This is a genomic window from Streptomyces justiciae (genome assembly GCF_015163075.1).
In the GTDB taxonomy this organism is placed as follows: domain Bacteria; phylum Actinomycetota; class Actinomycetes; order Streptomycetales; family Streptomycetaceae; genus Streptomyces; species Streptomyces justiciae.
Genome location: NZ_JADDXU010000008.1, coordinates 145,797 through 166,957, shown reverse-complemented (window position 1 = coordinate 166,957; position 21,161 = coordinate 145,797). Strand labels below are relative to the sequence as shown.

Annotated in this window: 21 protein-coding genes; 13 read left to right on the top strand and 8 right to left on the bottom strand. The window is 69.9% G+C overall.

The window, feature by feature from the left end; translation table 11 throughout:
- Positions 1 to 26 precede the first annotated feature (26 nt).
- The 6 genes from IQ210_RS23075 to IQ210_RS23050 all read left to right on the top strand — a co-directional run bounded on the left by IQ210_RS23075 (position 27) and on the right by IQ210_RS23050 (position 4,431).
- Positions 27 to 626, top strand: a complete 600-nt coding sequence (locus IQ210_RS23075; RefSeq protein WP_194080986.1) for a flavodoxin family protein — start codon at positions 27 to 29, stop codon at positions 624 to 626.
- 49 nt (positions 627 to 675) lie between these two features.
- On the top strand, positions 676 to 1,065 hold the full coding sequence (locus IQ210_RS23070) for a nuclear transport factor 2 family protein (protein ID WP_194080985.1): 390 nt from the start codon (positions 676 to 678) through the stop codon (positions 1,063 to 1,065).
- Positions 1,066 to 1,091: 26 nt separating this feature from the next.
- Complete coding sequence (locus IQ210_RS23065) at positions 1,092 to 1,790, top strand: type 1 glutamine amidotransferase domain-containing protein (RefSeq protein WP_194080984.1); 699 nt, start codon at positions 1,092 to 1,094, stop codon at positions 1,788 to 1,790.
- Positions 1,791 to 1,940: 150 nt separating this feature from the next.
- Positions 1,941 to 2,384: a PPOX class F420-dependent oxidoreductase gene (locus tag IQ210_RS23060; protein WP_194080983.1), complete on the top strand. Its 444-nt coding sequence runs from the start codon at positions 1,941 to 1,943 to the stop codon at positions 2,382 to 2,384.
- 97 nt (positions 2,385 to 2,481) lie between these two features.
- Entirely contained in the window at positions 2,482 to 3,351 is an 870-nt protein-coding gene (locus IQ210_RS23055) for a helix-turn-helix domain-containing protein (RefSeq protein ID WP_194080982.1), read from the top strand.
- A 147-nt stretch (positions 3,352 to 3,498) separates the two neighbouring features.
- Positions 3,499 to 4,431: a quinone oxidoreductase family protein gene (locus IQ210_RS23050; protein ID WP_194080981.1), complete on the top strand. Its 933-nt coding sequence runs from the start codon at positions 3,499 to 3,501 to the stop codon at positions 4,429 to 4,431.
- Between the two features lie 354 nt (positions 4,432 to 4,785).
- On the opposite strand, the gene IQ210_RS23045 is transcribed toward IQ210_RS23050, so the two are convergent.
- The 6 genes from IQ210_RS23045 to IQ210_RS23020 all read right to left on the bottom strand — a co-directional run bounded on the left by IQ210_RS23045 (position 4,786) and on the right by IQ210_RS23020 (position 11,564).
- Positions 4,786 to 5,451, bottom strand: a complete 666-nt coding sequence (locus IQ210_RS23045; RefSeq protein WP_194080980.1) for a TetR/AcrR family transcriptional regulator — start codon at positions 5,449 to 5,451, stop codon at positions 4,786 to 4,788.
- A gap of 16 nt (positions 5,452 to 5,467) precedes the next feature.
- The gene (locus IQ210_RS23040) at positions 5,468 to 6,226 is read right to left on the bottom strand and encodes an SDR family NAD(P)-dependent oxidoreductase (RefSeq protein WP_194080979.1); all 759 of its coding nucleotides are present in this window, start codon (positions 6,224 to 6,226) and stop codon (positions 5,468 to 5,470) included.
- Positions 6,227 to 6,492: 266 nt separating this feature from the next.
- A complete protein-coding gene (locus tag IQ210_RS23035) occupies positions 6,493 to 7,455 on the bottom strand; it encodes an SDR family NAD(P)-dependent oxidoreductase (RefSeq protein WP_194080978.1) in 963 nt (320 codons plus the stop codon).
- A 57-nt stretch (positions 7,456 to 7,512) separates the two neighbouring features.
- The gene (locus IQ210_RS23030; RefSeq protein WP_228048212.1) at positions 7,513 to 8,751 is read right to left on the bottom strand and encodes an MFS transporter; all 1,239 of its coding nucleotides are present in this window, start codon (positions 8,749 to 8,751) and stop codon (positions 7,513 to 7,515) included.
- Positions 8,752 to 8,863: 112 nt separating this feature from the next.
- Entirely contained in the window at positions 8,864 to 10,258 is a 1,395-nt protein-coding gene (gene zwf / locus IQ210_RS23025; RefSeq protein WP_194080977.1) for a glucose-6-phosphate dehydrogenase, read from the bottom strand.
- 40 nt (positions 10,259 to 10,298) lie between these two features.
- Entirely contained in the window at positions 10,299 to 11,564 is a 1,266-nt protein-coding gene (locus tag IQ210_RS23020) for an MFS transporter (protein ID WP_194080976.1), read from the bottom strand.
- 234 nt (positions 11,565 to 11,798) lie between these two features.
- Here IQ210_RS23020 and IQ210_RS23015 point away from each other — a divergent pair, with 234 nt between their 5' ends.
- The gene (locus IQ210_RS23015) at positions 11,799 to 13,847 is read left to right on the top strand and encodes an MDR family MFS transporter (protein WP_194080975.1); all 2,049 of its coding nucleotides are present in this window, start codon (positions 11,799 to 11,801) and stop codon (positions 13,845 to 13,847) included.
- A gap of 63 nt (positions 13,848 to 13,910) precedes the next feature.
- Here IQ210_RS23015 and IQ210_RS23010 read toward each other — a convergent pair whose 3' ends face one another.
- Positions 13,911 to 14,780 carry a helix-turn-helix domain-containing protein gene (locus IQ210_RS23010; protein ID WP_194080974.1) on the bottom strand — a complete coding sequence of 290 codons (870 nt, stop codon included), beginning with the start codon at positions 14,778 to 14,780 and terminating at the stop codon, positions 13,911 to 13,913.
- 98 nt (positions 14,781 to 14,878) lie between these two features.
- Positions 14,879 to 15,757, bottom strand: a complete 879-nt coding sequence (locus IQ210_RS23005) for a helix-turn-helix domain-containing protein (RefSeq protein ID WP_194080973.1) — start codon at positions 15,755 to 15,757, stop codon at positions 14,879 to 14,881.
- A gap of 303 nt (positions 15,758 to 16,060) precedes the next feature.
- Here IQ210_RS23005 and IQ210_RS23000 point away from each other — a divergent pair, with 303 nt between their 5' ends.
- The 6 genes from IQ210_RS23000 to IQ210_RS22970 all read left to right on the top strand — a co-directional run bounded on the left by IQ210_RS23000 (position 16,061) and on the right by IQ210_RS22970 (position 21,152).
- Positions 16,061 to 16,393, top strand: coding sequence for a carboxymuconolactone decarboxylase family protein (locus IQ210_RS23000; protein ID WP_194080972.1), 333 nt, complete (start codon positions 16,061 to 16,063; stop codon positions 16,391 to 16,393).
- 253 nt (positions 16,394 to 16,646) lie between these two features.
- The gene (locus tag IQ210_RS22990) at positions 16,647 to 17,663 is read left to right on the top strand and encodes a zinc-dependent alcohol dehydrogenase family protein (protein WP_194080971.1); all 1,017 of its coding nucleotides are present in this window, start codon (positions 16,647 to 16,649) and stop codon (positions 17,661 to 17,663) included.
- Positions 17,660 to 18,112 (top strand): nuclear transport factor 2 family protein, encoded by a 453-nt coding sequence (locus IQ210_RS22985; protein WP_194080970.1) that lies wholly within the window; start codon positions 17,660 to 17,662, stop codon positions 18,110 to 18,112. The genes IQ210_RS22990 and IQ210_RS22985 overlap by 4 nt, the downstream gene beginning before the upstream one ends.
- A complete protein-coding gene (locus IQ210_RS22980; RefSeq protein WP_194080969.1) occupies positions 18,109 to 18,480 on the top strand; it encodes a DUF2255 family protein in 372 nt (123 codons plus the stop codon). The genes IQ210_RS22985 and IQ210_RS22980 overlap by 4 nt, the downstream gene beginning before the upstream one ends.
- A 67-nt stretch (positions 18,481 to 18,547) precedes the next feature.
- Positions 18,548 to 20,134, top strand: coding sequence for a Na+/H+ antiporter (locus IQ210_RS22975; RefSeq protein WP_194080968.1), 1,587 nt, complete (start codon positions 18,548 to 18,550; stop codon positions 20,132 to 20,134).
- A gap of 55 nt (positions 20,135 to 20,189) precedes the next feature.
- Positions 20,190 to 21,152 (top strand): amidohydrolase family protein, encoded by a 963-nt coding sequence (locus IQ210_RS22970; RefSeq protein WP_194080967.1) that lies wholly within the window; start codon positions 20,190 to 20,192, stop codon positions 21,150 to 21,152.
- The last annotated feature ends 9 nt before the right edge of the window (positions 21,153 to 21,161 follow it).

Here is a 21,161-nt window from a genome sequence, read left to right as displayed (position 1 = left end):
GAAATCATTCAAGGAGAAAGATCACCATGTCCCATCCCGGCGGGCCCACCGTCGCCATCGCCTTTCATTCGGGCTACGGCCACACGGCCGTCATCGCCGAAGCCGTGGCGCGCGGTGCGGCCGAAGCCGGCGCCGAGGTCGTCTCGATCTCCGTCGACACCATCACCGACGAGCAGTGGGCACAGCTGGACGCCGCCGACGCGATCGTCTTCGGCGCGGCGACCTACATGGGCACCGCATCCGCGGCCTTCCACGCCTTCGCCGAGGCCAGCAGCAAGCGCTGGTTCCCCCACGCCTGGGTGGACAAGCTCGCCGCGGGCTTCACCAACTCCGGCGCGAAGAGCGGCGACAAGTCGTCCACCCTGAACTACTTCGCCACCCTCGCCGCCCAGCACGGCATGCACTGGATCAGCCTGGGCCTGCTGCCGGGCTGGGACTCCACCAAGGGCAGCGAGGACGACATCAACCGGCTGGGCTTCTTCCTGGGAGCCGCCGCCCAGAGCCCGACCGACGCCGGCCCCGAGGCAGTCCACAAGTCGGACATCGCCACCGCGGAGCACCTCGGCGCGCGCGTCGCCCGCCAGGCCGCGATCTTCCGTGCCGGGCTGGCCGCCCTCGCCGCCTGATCACAGGACCCCTCTTCTGCTTGACCCACCCCCCGCAAGGAGCACCCCTATGTCCGATTCCCCGACCCTCGCCCTCATCCGCCGGGTCTACGACTCCCGAATGGCACCCGAGGTCACCAAGGAGGTGATGGCGCCGGACTTCGTCTGGGACATCACCCCCGGCTTCCCGAACAGCGGGGTCTACCACGGCTGGAACAGCGTGGCCACGGACTTCTTCGGCAAGATGACGGGCTACGAGTCCTTCGGCGCGGTGCCCGAGGAGTTCTTCGCCGACGAGGCCGGCCATGTCTTCGTCTACGGCCACTACCACGCCGAGACGAAGACCGGAAACACGGCCGACGTCCGGTTCCTGCACCTGTGGACCGTCCAGGACGGCCAGGCCGTACGGATGCGCCAGATCGCCGACAGCCACGTCCTCCAGGAAGCCCTCAAGGGCTGACCCTCCCCTCATCAGGAGAAACCCCCATGGCGAAGATCCTCTTCGTGATCACCGCGTCCGACCACTGGACGCTGGCCGACGGAACCCGCCAGCCGGCCGGTTTCTGGGCCGAGGAGGCCATCGGCCCCTACCAGGTCTTCAAGGAGGCCGGATACGAGATCGCGGCCGCGACGCCCGGCGGTGTGCCGCCGACCGCCGACGCGCTGAGCCTCACCGCCGACTTCAACGGCGGCGAGGAAGGCGCCGAGCGCATGCGCACCGCCCTGCGCGAGGCCACCGAGCTGGCACACCCGATGCGCATCGAGGACGTGCACATCGACGACTACGTGGCCGTCTTCTACCCCGGCGGCTGGGGCCCGATGGAGGACCTGCCCGACAACGCCGCCTCCGGCAGGCTGCTCACCGACTGGCTCGCCTCCGGCAAGCCCGTCTCCCTGGTCTGCCACGGCCCCGCGGCCCTGCTGGCCACCATCGGCCCCGACGGCACGTCCCCCTTCTCGGGCTACCGCCTGACCGGGCTGTCCAACGCCGAGGAGAAGCAGAACGGTCTCGCCGACCGGGCCAAGTGGCTGCTCCAGGACCGGCTCGTGGCCGACCTCAAGGCCGACTACCGCGAGGCCGACCCGTTCACCCCGCACGTCCAGGTCGACCGCACCCTCTACACCGGCCAGAACCCGTACTCGGCCGTCCCCCTCGCCCAGGAGCTGGCCAAGGCGCTGAGCTGACGGGCTGACGCAAGCGCGGTCCTGACCCGGCAGCCGAGTGCACATGGTGTCCCTCGGCTGCCGAGTTCCGTTGCGCCTGCCTGCCCTTTCGGCGACCCGAATTCAAATGCACGCGTACAAATGCACACGCATACAACCATGGTGGGCCCAATGACGACTTCCTCCGCCCTCTCCTCTCCGTCCTCCTCCGCGGACGGCCATCCTTCCCTCGACGGCTGGGTCCGTGCCCTGCTCGACGGCAAGAACTACGCCACCGTCGCCACCATCGGCCGCGACGGGTCCCCGCAGAACTCGGTGGTCTGGATCAAGGCCGAGGGTGACACGGTGCTCTTCTCCTCCCTCGACCACCGCCAGAAGGTGCGCAACCTGCGCCGCGACCCTCGTATCAGTGTCTCGGTCTATGACCTGGCCAACCCTCACACCGCCGTCGAGATACGGGGCAGCGCCGAGATCGTCCCGGACGAGGGGAAGCGTCTCCTGGCTGAGCTCTGGCGCAAGTATCTCGGCGTCGACCTGCCCGCCGCGAAGAACGACGAGGACCGCGTGATCATCCGCGTCGTGCCGCGGAAGATCATCGGTGTTCCGGGGGCGTGAGGCTCCCACCCGAGGGGCGGTAAATCCCCTGGCCGATCAGCCAGGGGAGGAATCCGTACCCCCCACAAGATGCCGCGTTTGTGTCAGTCTGCAAGTCATGAACCGCAACCCGCATCTGAACGAGCTGGGTGAGTTCCTCAAGGCGCGTCGCGCTGAGCTCACCCCCTCCGATGTCGGCCTCCGCGGCGGGCCGCGTCGGCGTGTGAAGGGGCTGCGCCGCGAGGAAGTGGCGCTCCTCGCGGCGATCAGCACCGAGTACTACACCCGGATCGAGCAGGGCCGGCTCCAGGCGTCGGCGCCCCTCCTCGACGAGATCGCCCAGGCGCTGCGCCTGAACGCCGACCAGCGCACCTATCTCTTCGACCTTGCGGCGAAGGAGAGGGTGCGCCCGGCCGCGTACCGCGAGCGCCAGCAGGTGGACCCGCAGCTGCAGCGGATGCTGGACGACCTCAGCGCCTCCCCGGCCTTCGTCATCGGCCGGTGCACCGACATCCTGGGCTGGAACCGGCTCGCCGCCGCCCTGTGGACCGACTTCGGCCGCTACCCCGTTCAGGAGCGGGTGTTCGTGCGGCTGCTGTTCACCGAACCCTGGATGCGTGAGCTGTACGTGGACTGGGAGGAGGTCACCCGGCTGGCCATCGCCCAGTTGCGCATGGAGAGCGCGCGCTACCCCGACGACCAGCCCCTGACCGCGCTGGTGGAGGAACTGTCCGCCCGTGACGCGCAGTTCCGGCAGTGGTGGACCGAGCACGACGTCGCGATGCGCGGCAACGGCGTCAAGAAGCTGCGCCACCCGGTGGTGGGCGAGCTGACCCTCGACTGGAACACCCTCACCTGCGGCACGGATCCCGACCAGCACATCATCGTGTGGAACGCCGAACCCGGCAGCGCCTCCCACGACGGGCTGCGCCTCCTCGCGTCCTGGGCCGCCGACCAGAAGCCGACAGCCTCCGACGCGGCGACCTGAACACGCCTACGGAGGCCTCTATGGGGGGAAGGATGCGTCCCCCCTGTGGCCGTATCCCCGCCAGGATTCCTCCCCTTTTCCGTGCCCGCACGAGGCGGAAAGGTCGGACACCTCAGTGACCGTCTGTCAGACAACGAGGTGCTTCGCATGAAGGCTGTAGGTTTCACGGAATTCGGTGGGCCGGAGGTGCTTCAGGTTCTTGAGCTGCCTGTTCCGGATGCCGGTCCGGGCGAGGTGCGCATCCGGGTGAGTGCCGCGACCGTCAACGCGGTCGACGCCCTCCAGCGCAGGGGGCCCGCCCGGTCTCCGGACGCCCGTCCTCCGTTCGTTCCGGGTATGGAGGCCGCCGGCGTCGTGGACCAGATCGGCGCAGGTACGGACACGGACCTGCGCGTCGGTGACCAGCTGACAACGATCGTGCTGGCCGACGGTGCGCACGGCGCCTACGCCGAGCAGATCGTCGTACCGGCGGAGTCCGTGGTGCGCGCACCTCACGGCGCGAGCGACGTACAGGCCGCGACCCTGCCGATGAACGGTCTGACCGCTCGCCTGGCGCTGGACACGCTCGGCCTGGAGGCCGGGCAGACCGTCGCCGTCACCGGAGCGGCCGGTGCCGTGGGCGGCTATGCCGTCCAGCTGGCCAAGGCGGACGGGCTGCGGGTGGTGGCCGACGCATCGGAGCAGGACGAGACCCTGGTCAAGGAACTCGGCGCCGACATCGTTCTGCGACGCGGCGCCGAATACCCCGACCGCGTACGGGCGGAGGTCCCGGAGGGGGTCGACGGACTCCTCGACGCGGCTTCGCTCGGTGCCCTCACCGCCCGGGCGGTCCGCGACAAGGGCCGGGTGGTCACTCTCCTCGGCTACGACGGCCCCGGCGAACGAGGCATCGTCTACCAGCCGATCGTCGTGTTCCGCTACGCCCGCGAGCACGCCAAGCTGGACCGGCTGCGGCAGCAGGTGGAGGACGGCCGGCTCACCCTCCGAGTCGCCAGGACGTTCCCGGCGGAACAGGCCGCCGAGGCACACCGGGTCCTCGCCGCGGGCGGAGTACGCGGCCGACTGGTCCTGACCTTCTGATGCGGGGCGCCTAGAGGCGCTGAAGGCGGCCCTCGACCGCATCACGCGGGTGCGGCGCGGGGAGTTGCCGGTGGCGAGGGCCACCGAAGGTCCAGAGGACGATGGAGACCACGATCGCGGGCCCATCCCCATCCCGGCGGCGGGCACAGCAGGGCACGAACGCGCCATGCAACCGGGGATCACTGGGCAAGCAGTCGCGAAACGGGGGGTACCGCGGGTCGGGCGTTGGTGTCGGACGGCGTCCGCTTGCCGTGCGCGGCCCAGGACGCCAGGAGACGCAATGCGTCTTGGGAGGAAGACCGGGGCGGCCGTCCACCCGGTGATGCTCTGCTCAGGGTCTCGGGATCGCCGAGGTCAGCTTTCCGGCATGTTCCACAGTTCCCGGAGCTCCCTCCATTGCGGTCCCGGGCCGTGCAGGGTCATGGGCTGCCCGGGGGCCGGGGGGCGCAGCCCGGCGAGGACCAGGTCGAGGTAGCGCAGGTGCAGCGAGGTGGCACGCTCGCCGGTTACGGGGATCCGAGGGGCGAGGTGTTCGAGCAGCAACGGGATGTCGGCGGATGTGAAGTCGGCGCGCAGTACGCCTGCCCGATGAGCGCTGTCCACGAGGTCGACGAGAGCGGCCCGCAGTCGCTCCGCGGCGGTCCGCACCTCGTCGGTGGCCGGCAGGCGGCCACCGACCAGAGGCAGGAGCGGACCGCCCGCCCCCTGGTCGGTCAACGCGTCGCGGAAGAAGCGCACGAGGGCGGCCCAGGGATCAGGCTCCTCGGCGAGCGCCGTGCGCACCTGAGCGACGAGTTGCTCCATCCCCGCGATCCGCATGCGCTGTGCCAGCAGCTCCTTGCTGGGATAGCGGCGGTAGAGACTGCCCATGCCGATCCCGGCCCGGCGGGCGATCTCAGAGACCGGAGCGTCCCAACCGCGCTCTGCGAAGACCTCGCGCGCGGCCTGGAAGAGGCGGGCGTCGTTGCGGTCCGCCTCCCGCTGTCGACCGCGCGGCTTGCCTTCGTACGTCTCGCCCATGACGCGCCATTCTCCCTCAGCGGCGTCCCACCCCGTGCCCGCCGTCGACCGTGACGACAGCCCCGGTGACGAACCCGGCGTCCTCTCCGGCGAGCATGGCGATCGCCCGGGCCACGTCCTTCGGGTCCGCGACTCGTCCGAGCGGGGTGTGCTCGATCATGCGCTGCTGGAACTCCGCCGCCTGCCCGGCGCTGGCCTCGGTGCGCACGAAGCCGGGCGCGACGACGTTGACGTTCACGCCGAGGGGGCCGGCCTCGTGGGCGACGAAGCGGGCGAAGGTGTTGAGCGCGGCCTTGGAGGTGCCGTGCGCGGCCATGCCCACCGCGGGTGGGCCGTCGGCCACGACGCTGGAGACGTACACGATCCGGCCCCCGCCCTGGGCAGCCATGAGGGTCAGCGCCTGCTGGGTGAGGGTGTAGACGGAGGCGAGCTCGTTCGTCACCTTCGTGTGGAAGTCCTCCCAGGACAGACTCTGGAGCGGGGCCGGGGTGAAGCGGGCTCCGGCGTTGCAGACGAGGACCGCCAAGCGCCCGTCGACCGCGGAACGCTTGAGCAGTTCGGCCGCCTGCCGGGGGTCGTGCACATCGGCCTGCACGGCAAAGGCTTCGCCGCCGTCGGCCTCGATCTGTTTGACCACCTGGTCGGCGGCCTCGCGGTTCGAGAAGTAGTTGACTGCCACGCGGTAGCCGCGGGCCGCCAGTTCGCGCGAGGTGGCCGCGCCGATGCCCCGGCTGCCGCCGGTGACCAGCGCGGTCGGCTTGCTCGTCGTCTTCATGCGTCCTCCGAGTCGGCAGAACAATGCGTTCTACACCCAACTTATCGGAGCGGAGCGCTCCGCTCAAAATGAGCAATGGTGTCTGCGGCACACGATGCGCGAGTTTTCAGCCATGGCTCCCGAGGGGCATCAGGGAGGCCTGCCCTCTGCCGTTCGCGGAGGCCGCGGCAGCAGGACGACTGCATGTCACGACCGCGTCCAGCCACTCGCCGAGCAAGGCCGCCCAGGTGTGTGGCCGGACGTCGTGCGACGCCCGGCCACACGCACTACGCGGCGAACGCGTTCACACCCGTCAGCTCCGCCGACAGCTCCCACAGGCGTGCCGCCTGCCCGGGGTCGGTCGCCCAGTCCTTCACACCGCGCATCTCGCCGTCGGCGGGAGCGGGCTCGGCCACGTCGCAGTCCTCGAGGTAGAGACCGCCCAGACCGGCCAGCTGAGGGGAGTTCGCGGCCCACACCTGCGTGGCCGCGCCCTGCTGAGGCGTCTTGAAGAAGTCCGGGTCGCGCAGGTTGCCGTCCTCGTCGAACCAGCCGAACTCCACCCTCTCAGCCTCGGGCACGTGCCGCAGGAGGGGTGTGACGATGACGCCGGGATGCACGGCGAAGGCGCGGACGCCGAAGTCCTTGGCGAGTCTGTCCAGGTGCACCGCGAAGAGCGCGTTCGCGGTCTTCGCCTGCCCGTACGCCTGCCACTTGTCGTAGCCCCGCTCCCACTGGACGTCGTCCCAGCGGATGCCGGACATGTGATGGCCGCCGGAGGAGACGGAGACGACCCGTGCACCGCCGGGTTCGAGCGCCGGCCACAGACGGTTGACGAGGGCGAAGTGACCGAGGTGGTTGATCGCGAACTGCGCCTCCCAGCCGGGCCCGACCCGGGTTTCGGGGCACGCCATGATCCCTGCGCTGTCGATGACGAAGTCGACACTCCTGCTTGAGGCGAGGAACCGCTCCGCGAATCCGCGCACACTGTCCAGGTCGCCGAGGTCCAGCTCGTCCACCTCGACGCCCAGGACCCCGTCCAGCGCGCCCCGCGCATCCGCGGGCCTGCGCGCGGGGACCACGACGTGGGCGCCGGCCCGGGTGAGCGCACGGGTGGTCTCCAGGCCGATGCCCGAGTAGCCGCCGGTGACGATCGCGAGCTTGCCGCTCAGGTCGATGCCCTGGAGGACGTCGTCGGCGGTGCTCCTGGCGTCGAATCCGGAGCCGATCTTGTGCTGTGCGGTGGTCATGTGCCCTCACTCCTTACTAGAGCAGCGGAAGAAAACCTGACGTTCGAGGGAGGGTGCTCAGCCGGTTCGCGCTGAGCGGAGCGGCCCGCGGCGGCCGAGGGCCCACACGAGGAGTCCGACGCAGGCGAGACAGGCGCCGGTCAGCGCGACGGCCGTCCAGCCGCCGACGGACCACAGGACGGAGGCGGCGGCGGAGCCTGCCGCACCGCCGAGGAAGTTGCAGGTGACGAAGGCCGTGTTGAGGCGGCTCCGGGCCTGGGGTACAAGCGCGAACAGCCGTGTCTGGTTGAGGATGTTCACGCCCTGTACAGCGATGTCGAGCAGCACGACAGCCACGACGATCCCGACGACGGAACGCTCGGCGAAAGCTGCGACGACGAACGAGACCACGACCGCCGCCCACCCCCACCCGGTCGCCGGCATGGACCGGCCCCGGTCGTGGAGTCGCCCGGCACGACGGGCGGCCAGCGCCCCGGCCAGGCCGATGAGGCCGAACAGACCGATCACGGAGACCGAGTAGGAGAACGGCTCCGCGCTGAGCAGGAAGGTCAGCCCGGTCCAGAACAGGGTGAAGACGCCGAAGGCGGTGGCGCCGAGGAACAGTGTCCAGCGCACCGCCCGCTCCTGCCGGATCACCTGCCACACCGAGAGCAACAGCCGTGAATAGGGCAGGTGGGCCTTCGGGGCGATGGGAGGAATCGCGCGGCCGAGGAGCAACGCGAAGGCGAGAGAGACCGCTGCGGCGCCGAAGTAGACGGCGCGCCATCCGGCCGCGTCCGCAAGGAGCCCGCTGATGGTGCGGGAGGTGAGGATGCCGATGAGCAGCCCGGAGACCACCGTGCCCACCACTCGCCCCCGGTTGGTGTCATCGGCGAGGTCACCGGCGAGCGGGGTGAGCAACTGGCCGCTGACGGTCGTGAACCCGAGGAGCGCGGTGGCCACCAGCAGCGCGTCCTGGGAAGGAGCTGTGGCGCAGGCGATGAGCGCGAGGGCCGCGCAGAGCATCATTCCGGGGATGAACCGGCGCCGGTCCAGGACATCGCCGAGCGGGACCAGCAGCAGTGCTCCGGCCGCGTAGCCGATCTGGGTGGCTGTCACGAGCCAGCCCGCCGACGCGGTCGAGGCGTGCAGGTCACCGCCGATGAAGTCGAGCAGCGGCTGTGCCCAGTAGAGGTTGGCGACGGCGGTGCCGCCGGCGATCGCGAACAGCAGGGTCAGGCCGCGGCTCATCCTGTTCCCGTCCGCTGGGGCGGGGGCGCTCGCGGTGGGCGGCGTGGGGGTGTCCGGAGTAGCCATGGTCGGGTGTCCAGGTGAGTACGGGCCGGTCGGCGGTATCGCCTTGAGGTGAAGTGGGCCTGTCCGATGGGGTGGTGGCAGAAATCCAGCAGGCCTTCCGCGCGATGCCGGGCTACGCCTGTTCCAGTGGCAGCCAGCGGTCGTCGGTGGCCAGGCGGTCGGCCTCCGCCGGACCCCAACTGCCGACGTCATAGCGGTGGGGCGCACCGGGCAGGTCGAGAACGGGCCCGACGATGCGCCAGAGCTCCTCGACCATGTCCATGGTGGTGAAGCGGCGTGGGTCACCGGTGATCGCGTCGGCCAGGACATGGGTGTAGGCGACGGAGTTGCTCCCCGTGAGATGGGCGAAGTCGACCGTCGCGGCTACCTGGTCGACCTCGCCGGCCTCTCCCTCGTGCTGGGCGAGCAGATCGAAGGTGACGCCCGCACGGGGGCTGATGCGAAAACGCAGCCCGTTCGCGGGGGCCTGTTGAGCGCTCGTCGTGTGGTGGAAGCCCTCGACGGGTCGGTTCAGTTCGACGACGATCTCGATGGCGGTGGTCGCCATCGCCTTGCCCGCCCGGATGGTGAAAGGGACCCCGGCCCAGCGGTCGAGGTTCACCCAGGTGCGCAGGGCGCAGTAGGTCTCGGTGGTCGACCCCGCTTTGACACCCTGGACGTCGAGGTAGCCGTCGTACTGACCGCGTACGAAGTCCTCGGGCCGCACGGTACGGACGGCGCGCAGGGCACGGATGCGTTCGTCGAGGACGTCGGCGGCGGAGCCCGTACGCGGTGCTTCCATCACGAAGTAGGCGAGCATTTGCAAGAGATGGTTCTGGACCACGTCGCGCAGGCATCCGGTCGCGTCGTAGAAGCCGCCGCGGTCGGCCACGTCGAAGTCCTCGGCCATGGTGATCTGGACGCTGCGCACGAAGCGGCGGTCCAGGACGGCGTTGACGCTGGTGTTGGCGAAGCGGAAGGTCAGCAGGTCCTCGATCACGTCCTTGGCGAGGAAGTGGTCGACGCGGCGGAGTCGTTGCTCGGGGAAGTACCGGGTCAGTTCGCTCTGCAGGGCCCGGGCGGAGTGCAGGTCATGGCCGAAGGGCTTCTCGACGACGAGCCGGGCGTTGTCGGCCAGGCCTGCCTCGGCGAGCCGCTGGGCGATGACGGGGTAGGTGGACGGCGGCAGGGCGACGCAGTGCGTGAGGAAGCCGTGCGGACGGACCCGGTCGGCGAGTGCGGTGAAGCTCGCGGGGTCGTCGTAGTCGACGCGGGCATAGCCCAGCAGGGCGGCGAACTTGTCGAACACCCCCTTGTCCAGGGGGACTTCCGCGGCGCTCAGCACCTCGCGAGTATGTCGGCGCAGCCGTTCGTCGTCCCAATCGCTGCGGCCGACGCCGATCACCGGCACGTCGAGGAAGCCCTGGCGGGTCAGGTCGTACAGAGCGGGCAGCAGCATCTTCTTGGCGAGGTCGCCGGTGATGCCGAAGAGGACGAGGGCGTCCGCGCGGGAGGTGGGGGTGGTCATGGTCGCTCCTGGGGTGGTGAGGGTGGCGATCCGTGCGCCGTCACTTGACGCCGCGTACGCCCGCGAGGGAGGCGATCGCGAGGGCCGAGCAGAGGGCACCGACGACGAAGAGCGGCGGATAGTTGTCGTGGGAGCCGACGATGAGCGATCCGTACAGCGGTATGAGCATCTGCGGGACGACGAGGGCCAGGTTGTAGACGCCCAGTTCCTGCGCCGCGTGCTCGGGATCGGGCAGGACGCGGCTGACCATGGGCAGGTCGACGGAGAGGTAGCCGCCCTGGGCGACGCCGATGAGCGCCATGCCCGTCAGGAAGATCCCGAACGAGCTGTCGACGCACATGACCAGGAGTCCGCCCGCCGAGGCAAGGGCGGCCAGGCGGAGCCAGGGCTTGAGGCGGCCGGTACGGTCGTCGAGCATGCCGAAGAGCAGCGAGGCCACCAACGAGCCGGCGCCCAGCAGCAGGGTGGACTGGAAGACCCGGCCGGCGGTGCTGTCGCCTCCGTATCCCACGCGGTCCGAGACGATGTACGTCTGGTAGGTGAGGATGATGAAGACGCCGGAGAACATCAGGAACCGGCTGGCGAACGCCCAGGCGTAGGCGGGGTAGCGGCGCGGGTTCACGTAGAAGCTGGCGAAGAACTCCCGTGGCCCGTAGGGCGGGAGGGTGCTCTTGTCGGCGGGTGCGTCAGGGACGACGGCGACGAGCAGTGCCGCACCGGCCACCCCGATCAGGCCGGGGACCAGCAGCATCAGCGCGGGACTGAAGTCCAACAGGCTGACCAGCAGGGTCGCGGCGACCATCGCGACGGGCATGGCCGGGCCCATCAGCCCGCTGACCCGGCCCCGCATGCCGGGTTCGATGCGCTCGGTCAGCACGGCCTGCGCCGCCATCAGCGTGCCCGACCAGCCGGCCTGCGCCAGCACCCAGCCCACGACCAGCAGCCACACCGCGCCACCGAGGCCGATGCAGGCAAGTCCGGTGAGTCCGACGAGTGGGCCGATCACCAACCAGGTCCGGCGCTTCCCGAGGCGAAGCGTGGTGCGGTCGGAGAGGGCGCCCAGGAGCGGGGAGGCGATCGCAGCGGCGAAGGCGCCGACGGACAGCACGGTGCTCAGCGTGGAGACTCGCTGGCCCTCACCGACCACGTCACGCACGCGCAGCGCCATGCTGATCGTGGGCGGGGACATCACCGCGATGTAGGCACCGTAGTAGGCGGCGACCAGCGCGACGGGCAGCAAGAGGCCGGCCCGTGCCGTGGGGGCCGGGGCGACGACCTGACTCGACGCGGGCGTGGCTCTGGTCATCCGTGACTCGCTTCCTTCGGCCGAGGCTGCGACAGAGCAGTTCTGAGTTGGACAATAAATTTCCCGGCGTCGAGGAAAAGAAAAAGGGGCCCTTTTCTTCCCCGGCATGAATGACCCAGGGGACGAATTCCTCCCCCCATACACCGGTGCCCACGTGGAGGCCCCGCGGATATGGTCAGCGGCGCGGCCCGGGCGGAGGTATCACGTCCGATTACCTGTACCGGAGGGAACGGAATGGTGGTCCAGGACGTAGGCGGACAAGTGGTGGATCCGCCGTCGGCGGCGGGAAACCGGCACCGGGTGCGGGTGTCCATCGGCGCATTGCTGCTCGGCATGCTCATCTCGGCGCTGGACCAGACCATCGTCTCCACCGCTTTGCCGACGATCGTCAGTGACCTCGGCGGAATGAGCCACCTGTCGTGGGTCGTCACCGCCTACCTGCTCGCCTCGACCGCCGCGACCCCACTGTGGGGCAAGCTGGGCGACCAGTACGGGCGCAAGAAGCTCTTCCAGGCCGCGATCGTCATCTTCCTGATCGGATCGGCGCTGTGCGGTCTGGCACAGGACATGCCGCAGCTGATCGCGTTCCGCGCGCTCCAGGGGCTCGGCGGCGGTGGCCTGATGGTCCTGTCGATGGCGATCGTCGGCGACATCGTGCCGCCCCGGGACCGGGGCCGCTACCAGGGCCTGTTCGGTGCCGTCTTCGGTGCGACCAGCGTGCTGGGGCCGTTGCTCGGCGGGCTGTTCGTGGACCGCCTGAGCTGGCGCTGGGTCTTCTACGTCAACCTGCCCGTCGGCGCCGTCGCCCTCGTCGTGATCGCCGCCGCGCTGCGGATCCCGGTCCGGTCGCAGAAGCACCGGATCGACTACCTGGGGACGCTGCTGATCGCGTCCGTCGCCACCTGCCTCATCCTGGTGACGTCGCTCGGCGGCAGGACCTGGGGATGGACATCGGCCCCGCTGATCGGGACCGCGGCCCTGGGCGCCGTACTGCTCGCGTGGTTCCTGACCGTCGAGCGCGGGGCAGCCGAACCCGTGCTGCCGCTGAAGCTGTTCCGGATCCGTACGTTCGCGCTGTCCTCGGCGATCAGCTTCGTGATCGGCTTCGCGATGTTCGGTGCGATGACCTACCTGCCGACGTTCCTCCAGGTCGTGCGGGGAGTGTCGCCCACCATGTCGGGTGTGCACATGCTACCGATGGTGCTCGGGCTGCTGCTGACGTCCACACTGTCCGGCCAGGTCGTCTCCCGTTCCGGACGCTGGAAGATCTTCCCGGTGCTCGGCACCGCCGTCACCGCAGCGGGGCTGTTGCTCCTGCACCGGCTCACGGAGTCATCCGGCGACCTCGAAATGAGCCTGTGCTTCTTCGTGTTCGGCTTCGGGCTCGGCCTGGTCATGCAGGTGCTCGTACTGATCGTGCAGAACGCGGTGTCGTACGAGGACCTGGGTGTCGCCACCTCAGGGGTCACCTTCTTCCGGTCGATCGGCTCCGCGTTCGGCGTCGCCGTCTTCGGCACCGTCTTCACCAACCGGCTCGACGACAAGCTGCACGACGTGTTCACCGGGTCGGCCCGGTCCCGGTCAGCCGCCCTGCTCGAGGCCGACCCCCGTGCCATGGACCAACTTCCGCCCGCACTGCACCCGTCCGCGCTGCACGCCTACGCCACATCGATCACCGACGTGTTCCTCTACGCGGCCCCGGTCGTCCTGCTCGCCTTCGCGCTGACCTGGCTCCTCAAGGAGGACCGGCTGCGCGGCTCGGTCACCGCGCCCGACATGGCGCAGACCCTCAGCGTCCACCCTGTGCACCGCACCTCGCGCGAGGAGGCGCAGCGGGCCCTGTCCGTCCTCGGGTCACGAAACGGGCGGCGCGGCATCTACGAGAAGATCACCGCTGTGGCCGGGTACGACCTCCTGCCCGCCTCCAGCTGGCTACTGCTGCGGGCACTGCGACCGGACAGGTCTCTGCCGCCGGCGCGGCTCGCCGAGTACAGCCAGGTGCCGCTGCCGGTGATCCAGGCCGCCCTGCAGCAGATCGAGCAGCGGCAGTTGGCCACGATCGAGGGCACGGATCTGATCCTCACCGAGGCGGGCCGCCAGGCCGCGGCCAAGCTGTCGGTGGCCCGCCGGGAGTCTCTCGCCGAGCTGCTCGGCGACTGGTGGGGGCCCGACCGGCCGACGGACCTGGTCGAACTGGTCGACGAGTTGTCGTCGCAGCTGTCCGGCTCCGACGGGGAACGACCGCACGTCCCGGCGCCCCGGGTCCGCGCCCGGCGCACCTGATCCCGCGAGGGACACGCCGTTCCGCCGGGGCGGGCGGCGTCTCTCCCCGCGCGCCCTGGGACCTCAGGCTGCCGCATCCTGTGCGGGCCGGCCCGGGTCCGCCGTCCACGACGCCAGGAACAATAGCCCGTCGTGGGACGGGGCCCCGGGATCGGCGGTCGCGATGAGCAGCTTCTGTGTGGGGTCGGCTGTGCAGGTCAGGCTGTCCCAGTCGAGGGTGAGGTCGCCCACGATCGGGTGGCGCAGCCTCTTGGTGCCCATGCGCAGGCCGTTCATCTGGCGGCCCGCCCACCACTGCCGGAAGTCGGCGTCGGCGACCGACAACTCGCCGACGAGTGCGGCCAGCTTCGGGTCTCCGGGGTACCGGGCGGCCTCCAGGCGCAGATGGGTCACGCAGATGCGGGCGTTCGTCCTCCAGTCGAGGCAGAGCTCGCGGAAGGCGGGGTCGGTGAACATCAGCCGCGCGAGGTTGCGCCGGTTCGCGGGGAGCTCGTCGAAGTCGGTGAGCAAGGCGGCTGCCAGCGGATTCCAGGCCAGGATGTCCAGGTGTCGGCCCAGGACGAGTGCGGGGGTCGTGGACAGTTCGTCCAGGATGCGTCTGAGCTGCGGGTGGACCTTCTGCGCCGGCCGGCGACGCGGTTCGCACGTGGCGCTTGCCGCCAGTTCGAACAGGTGGTCGCGCCGGGCGTCATCGAGGTGCAGGACGCGGGCGAGCGTGGCGAGCACGGTCCTCGGCACGGGGGTGCGCCCCTGTTCCAGCCGTGCGTAGGCGCGGGTGCTGATGCCCACGAGTTGAGCGACCTCCTCGCGGCGCAGCCCGGGTACTCGCCGGGGCGTCCCGGATTCGGGCAGGCCGACGGTCCGCGGGCTGAGCTGGGCCCGGCACACCTTGAGGAATTCTCCCAGTTCGGACAAATGTGCTTCGGTGTACATAGCAGCGAGTGTCGCAGTATCCAGTCGAATTGTGAGGGGGAGAGTTTTGTCCCCGGTCTGCCGTCTGGCGAATCGCGGGGGCCGCCGAAACCGTCGTATCAGCCGGTCTCATGGGTCTGACCGGCCGTGAGCCCGCCGGGCCGACCGGTGGCCCGCGAGGCGAGGGCGCTCAGACCGTCGTACGACGGCGTGCCCGGCTCCGCCGTCCAGACGACGAGTTCCTGGTCGGGGTCGCCGCCGCAGACGAGGGTGTCCCAGTCCAGGACGAGTTCGCCCACGACGGGATGGTGGAACCTCTTGACGCCCGCCCTGCGCGGCGGCGCGTGACGGCTTCCCCACCATCGACCGAAGTCGCTGTCCTCCACGGAGAGTTCCCCGACCAAGCTGATCAGCTGCGGATCCTCGGGATGTCTGGCGGCCTCCGTGCGCAGGTGGGACACGCAGTCACGGGCGACGGCCCGCCAGTCCGCGTAGAGCGTCCGCATGGAGGGATCGGTGAAGAGGATGCGGACGCTGTTCCGCCTGCCTTCCGGCACCTTCGCGAAGTCGGTGAAGAGGGCGGTGGCGAGCGGGTTCCAGGCCAGGATGTCCAGACGGCGGCCGATCACCACGCCGGGGCTCACGGTGAGGTCGTTGAGCAGGCGGAGCAGCTGCGGATGCGCCTTCTGCGCGGCTGGTCGGCGATGACGTGCCCGTTGCCGGCCGGCCAGTTCGAACAGGTGGTCACGCTGGTGGTCCGACAGGCGCAGGACGTGGGCGAGAGCCGCCAACACCGACCCGGACGGCTGCATACGGCCCTGCTCCAGCCGTGCGTAGTAGTCCGTGCTGATGGCGGCGAGCAGGGCCACCTCCTCTCTGCGCAGGCCGGGCACCCGTCGGCCGCCGGTGTCGGGCAGACCGACGGTGCGCGGGCTCAGCTCGGCCCTGCGCGCCTTGAGGATTTCTCCCAGCTCATTCAGATGCGCGTCGCCGACCATGACGCCATTGTGGCATCGCTCTGTCACCGGAAGGGGGGTAAGGATTTCTCCCCTGGATAAGGGATTCCCCGGATGGAATTCTCCCCTTTGCGGGTTTCCGTGAAAGTGGCATGGTCGGTGCAAGACTGATTTTCCGGATGCCACCGATATCCAGTTTTCCTGCGGCAGACGGGGGAGGAGAGGTGAGCCAGTGCGGACGATTGTCCCCTGCTTCGGCAACGGCTTGGCGCTCAGCGGTCCCCCGCAGGCTCCCGAGCACGGCCAAAGTCCCCCCACCCGAAACACGCCAGGAGCACCACCTCAATGTCCGAACGGAAGAAGTTCGCGCCGCCGGCCATCCAGGAGTTCGCCCCCAAGCTCGCGGAGGTGACCGACACCGTCCTGTTCGGTGACATCTGGGAGCGGCCGGGCCTGTCCCCGCGCGACCGCAGTCTCGTCACCGTCACCGCTCTGGCCTGCCTGTACCGGACCGACCAGATCGGCTTCCACCTCGGCAAGGCCTTGGAGAACGGTGTCACCAAGGACGAACTGGTCGAGGTCATCACCCATCTGGCCTTCTACGCCGGATGGCCCAACGCCATGACCGCGATGACGCAGCTCAAGGAGATCGTGGAGAAGGACGACCGGTCCGGCTGAGGCCGCTTCGCCCGGACCCACCACCCCAGAGGGACGACACCCCATGGAATCGCTGAAGCAGCCTGCCACGACGAAGCGTCCCGCACTGGCACGGCGCCGCGCCAGACCGGTTCATGACCCGTCTCGCCCTCTGGGAGACGGACGACGCCACCTGGCTCGAACACGTCACCGACGACGTCTACGACGGCCTGCGCGTCACCGCCCGTGTCCGCCCCTGACACCACGAAAACACGACGAGAGCTGGGAAAGCACCATGCGAGCAACCATCATTCACGCGCCCGGTGACATCCGGGTGGAGAACGCCTCCGAGCCGAAGATCACCGCGCCGACGGACGCGGTCATCCGCACCGTCGCTGCCTGTGTGTGCGGCTCCGACCTCTGGAGCTACCGGGGCGTCATGCCGGTAGCCGAACCGCAGCCGATCGGCCACGAGTACGTCGGCATCGTCGAGGAGGTCGGCAGCGACGTCTCCACCGTCCGGCCGGGCCAGTTCGTCATCGGCTCCTTCGTCGCCTCCGACAACACCTGCCCGATCTGCCAGGCCGGCTACCACACCTCCTGCCAGCACGCGCAGTGGGTCAACGGCGCCCAGGCCGAGTACCTGCGTGTCCCCCTCGCCGACGGCACCCTGGTCACCACCCCCGAGCAGCCGGCCGACGAGCTGATCCCGAGCCTGCTCACCCTGTCCGACGTCATGGGCACCGGCTGGTACGCCGCCAAGGCCGCCGAGGTCAAGCCCGGTTCGACGGCCGTTGTCGTCGGTGACGGCGCGGTCGGCCTGTCCGGGGTCATCGCCGCGAAGGAGCTGGGCGCCGAGCGGATCATCGCCATGAGCCGGCACGAGTCCCGGCAGAAGCTGGCTCTGGAGTTCGGCGCCACCGACATCGTCACCGAGCGAGGGGCGGAAGGCGTCGCCCGCGTCAAGGAACTGACGAACGGCATCGGCGCCGACTCGGTGCTCGAGTGCGTCGGCACGCAGGAGTCGATGCACCAGGGCCTGCAGTCCGCGCGCCCGGGCGGCAACGTCGGCTTCGTCGGCTTCCCGCACGGCACGCAGATCGACGGCCAGGAGCTCTTCTTCTCCCACGTGGGCCTGCGCGGTGGTCCCGCCCCGGTGCGTGCCTACCTTCCCGACCTGATCGACCGTGTCTTCAACGGCCGTATCAACCCGGGCAAGGTCTTCGACCTCACCCTTCCCCTGGACGAGGCCGCCGAGGGTTACAAGGCCATGGACGAGCGCCGGGCCATCAAGACACTGCTGCGTCCGTGACCGTGGAGAACGGCCCGACAGCCATGACCAGCCAGGCGATCGTCACCGTCGAGGCGTACCTCGATGCCTTCGGCGCGCGCGACATGGAGCACATCCTGTCCCACTTCTCACCCGAGGCGACCTGGACGATCCCGGGCGATCCGGCTCTGACCGCCTGGGCCGGGAGCCGCACCGGGCCGGAAGAGATCCGGAAGTCCCTCAGTGCCTTCTTCGCGGCCGTCGAGCCGCTCGCGTTCGAACTGGGGACCATGGTGGAGGCGGACGGACGGGTCCTGGCACCGGGCCGGTACACCTCCCGGTTCCACCCCTCGGGGCAGGTACTCGACAGCGAGATGATCATGCGTTTCGCCGTCACGGACGACCTGATCACCGACTACCGCGTCTTCGAGGACTCACTCGGCATCACCCGCGCTCACCTCGGTCACAAGGATGGGAAGACACACCGATGACGACCTGGACGAGCGACGAACTCGACCGCATCGCCGGGGCCGACGAACTGGAGATGGCCCCGGTCCGGGGTGACGGTACGCTGCGCGAGCCGGTGCCGATCTGGGTCGTCCGCGACGGCGACGACCTGTACGTCCGCTCCTTCCGCGGTGAGCGCGGAGGCTGGTGGCGCACGGCCCGCGCGACCCATGTGGGACACGTCCGCTCCGGCGGGGTCGACAAGGACGTCACCTTCGCCGAGGTGCCGGACCCGGGCATCAACGACCGTATCGACACGGCGTACCGGAGCAAGTACGGCCGTGTCGGCGACGCGTACGTCGGTCCCATGGTGGCGGCACGCGCCACGACATTGCGGCTGCTGCCCCGATGACCAGGAAGATCCCCGTCGAACCCGCTGTGCCGTCACCGCCGGCCGCCCCCGCACCGGAGTAAGTGTCATGCTCGGTCTCGAACTCGTCGTCGTCCTGGGTGCGGCCGTGCTGGCGGGGAACTTCCTAGGGCAGCGCTTCCGCATCGCGCCGCCCGTCGTGCTCCTGGTCCTGGGCGCCCTGATCGGCCTCGTCCCGGCCGTGCGCCAGACCCAACTCCCGCCCGAAGTGGTGTTGTTGCTCTTCCTTCCCGTACTGCTCTACTGGGAGAGCCTGACCACCTCGATGCGGGAGATCCGGACGAACCTGCGCGGCATCGTCCTGCTCAGCACCGTGCTGGTCATTTTCACCGCGGGCGCGGTGGCGGTCGCCGGGCACGCGCTCGGGCTGCCGTGGGGGCCGGCATGGGCCCTGGGCGCGGCGGTGGCGCCCACCGACGCCACGGCGGTGAGCGCCCTGGCGGGCTCCCTGCCACGCCGTCAGATCACGGTCCTGCGCGCGGAAAGCCTCGTCAACGACGGCACCGCACTGGTGATCTACGGCCTGGCCGTCGGTATCACCGTCGGCGAGGAACACCTCACCGTCCCGCACGTCGGCGCGCTGTTCCTGCTGGCGTACGGCGGTGGGGCCGTGGTCGGTGTCGCGGTCGCCTGGGTCAACATGAACCTGCGGCGCCGGCTGGACGATCCCCTGCTCGGCAACCTGGTAATGATCCTGGCGCCGTTCACGGCGTATCTGCTGGCAGAGTTGATTCACGCCTCGGGTGTCCTCGCGGTCGTGGTGAGCGGCCTGATCATGGCTCAGGTGGCGCCCAGCCTCATCCGGGCCGAGCACCGCCGCCAGGCCCTGGCCTTCTGGCCGCTGGCCACGTTCATCATCAACGGCACCCTGTTCGTCCTGGTGGGAGTGGAACTCCAGTACGCGCTAAGGCACTTGAGCCGGTCCGACCTCAGGGACGCCCTCATCGCGATCGGCGTGGTCAGCGTGGTCCTGGTCGCGGTCCGGTTCGCGTTCCTCTTCTCCTCCGCCTACCTGATCCGCGCGATCGACCGGCGCCCCGAGCAGCGCCTGCGGCGGATGAGTGACCGGGCACGAGTGGTCAGCGGGCTGGCGGGCTTCCGGGGCGCGGTGTCACTGGCCGTGGCGCTGTCCGTGCCGGAGACCCTCGACTCGGGCGAGCCGTTCCCCGGCCGCGCGTTCATCGTCTTCGTCACCTCCGGCGTCATCGTGGTGACCCTCGTGGTGCAGGGGCTGCTGCTACCGGGCGTGGTGCGCTGGGCCCGGCTCCCCCGGGACACCTCCGTCGACGAGGAGCAGATCCTCGCCGAGACCACGGCGACCGAGGAGGCCATCAAGGCGCTCCCGCAGCTCGCCGCCGAACAGGGGACCACTCCGAAGGTCGTGGAGTGGCTGCGCCAGGAGTACGAGGCCAACCTGGCGACCGTACGGGCCAGGGGCGCGGGTACCGACGACGATCCCGCCCTGCTCCACAACCGTCACTACACCGACCTCCGCCTCGCCCTCATCGCCACGAAGCGCGCGACCGTCGTCCGGCTGCGGGACGAGGCGCGGATCGACGACACCGTGCTCCGCCGGCTCCAGGCCGCCCTGGACAACGAAGAGGTCCGGCTGGCCGGAGGCGAGCAGGTGGAGTAGCGGCGGCGACCGCCTGGCCACCACGTCCCAGCCCACGAGAAGGAAGCCCGCCGACATGACCTCCGACCTCATCGACGTCCACGCCCACCACCTGCCCGACTTCTACGTCCAGCAGGCGACCGCGGCGGGCCACGCCCACCCCGACGGCATGGCCGGATGGCCCACCTGGTCCGTGCGAGACCACCTGGACCTGATGGACCGCAACGGCATCGGCACCGCGATGCTCTCCCTGTCCTCCCCCGGCGTGCACTTCGGCGACGACAAGGCGGCCCGCCTCCTCGCCCGCCGCGTCAACGAGTACACCGCCGAACTGGCCCGCGACCACCCCGGCCGCTTCGGCTCCTTCGTCTCGCTCTCGCTGCCGGACGTGGACGGCGCGCTGGAGGAGATCGCCTTCGCCTTCGACCAACTCGGCGCTGACGGGGTGGCGTTGCTGACCCACACACAGGGTGTGTACCTGGGCGACGAACGCCTGGAACCGGTGTTCGCGGAGCTGGACCGCCGAGGGGCCGTGGTCTTCCTGCACCCCACCTCCCCCGTGTGCTGGGAACAGTCCGCTCTCGGCCGGCCGCGTCCAATGGTCGAGTACATCTTCGACACCGCCCGCACGGTCACGGACCTGGTGATGGCGGGCGTCCTGACCCGCCATCCGAACCTGCGGGTGATCGTCCCGCACTGCGGTGGCGCGATCCCGGTCCTGGCCGACCGCATCAACGAGTTCATGCGGCTCTTCGTGCCCTCGCAGGAGGCACCCCCGCTCGACGCCGTCCAGCAACTGCGCGGCCTGTACTACGACCTCGCGGGTACCGCCTTCCCGCGCCAGGCTCCCGCACTGCTGAAGCTGGTGGACCCCGATCGCGTGCTCTTCGGCAGCGACTACTGCTGGACGCCACCACCCCTCGCCGACGCCCACATCGCGGCGATCGACACGGCCGCCCCACCGGCCGAAGGCACCACGTGGCGATCGCTCACCGTAGCCAACGCCCTGCGGCTGTTCCCGCAGGTTCCGCCGCGGTGACACCCCCCA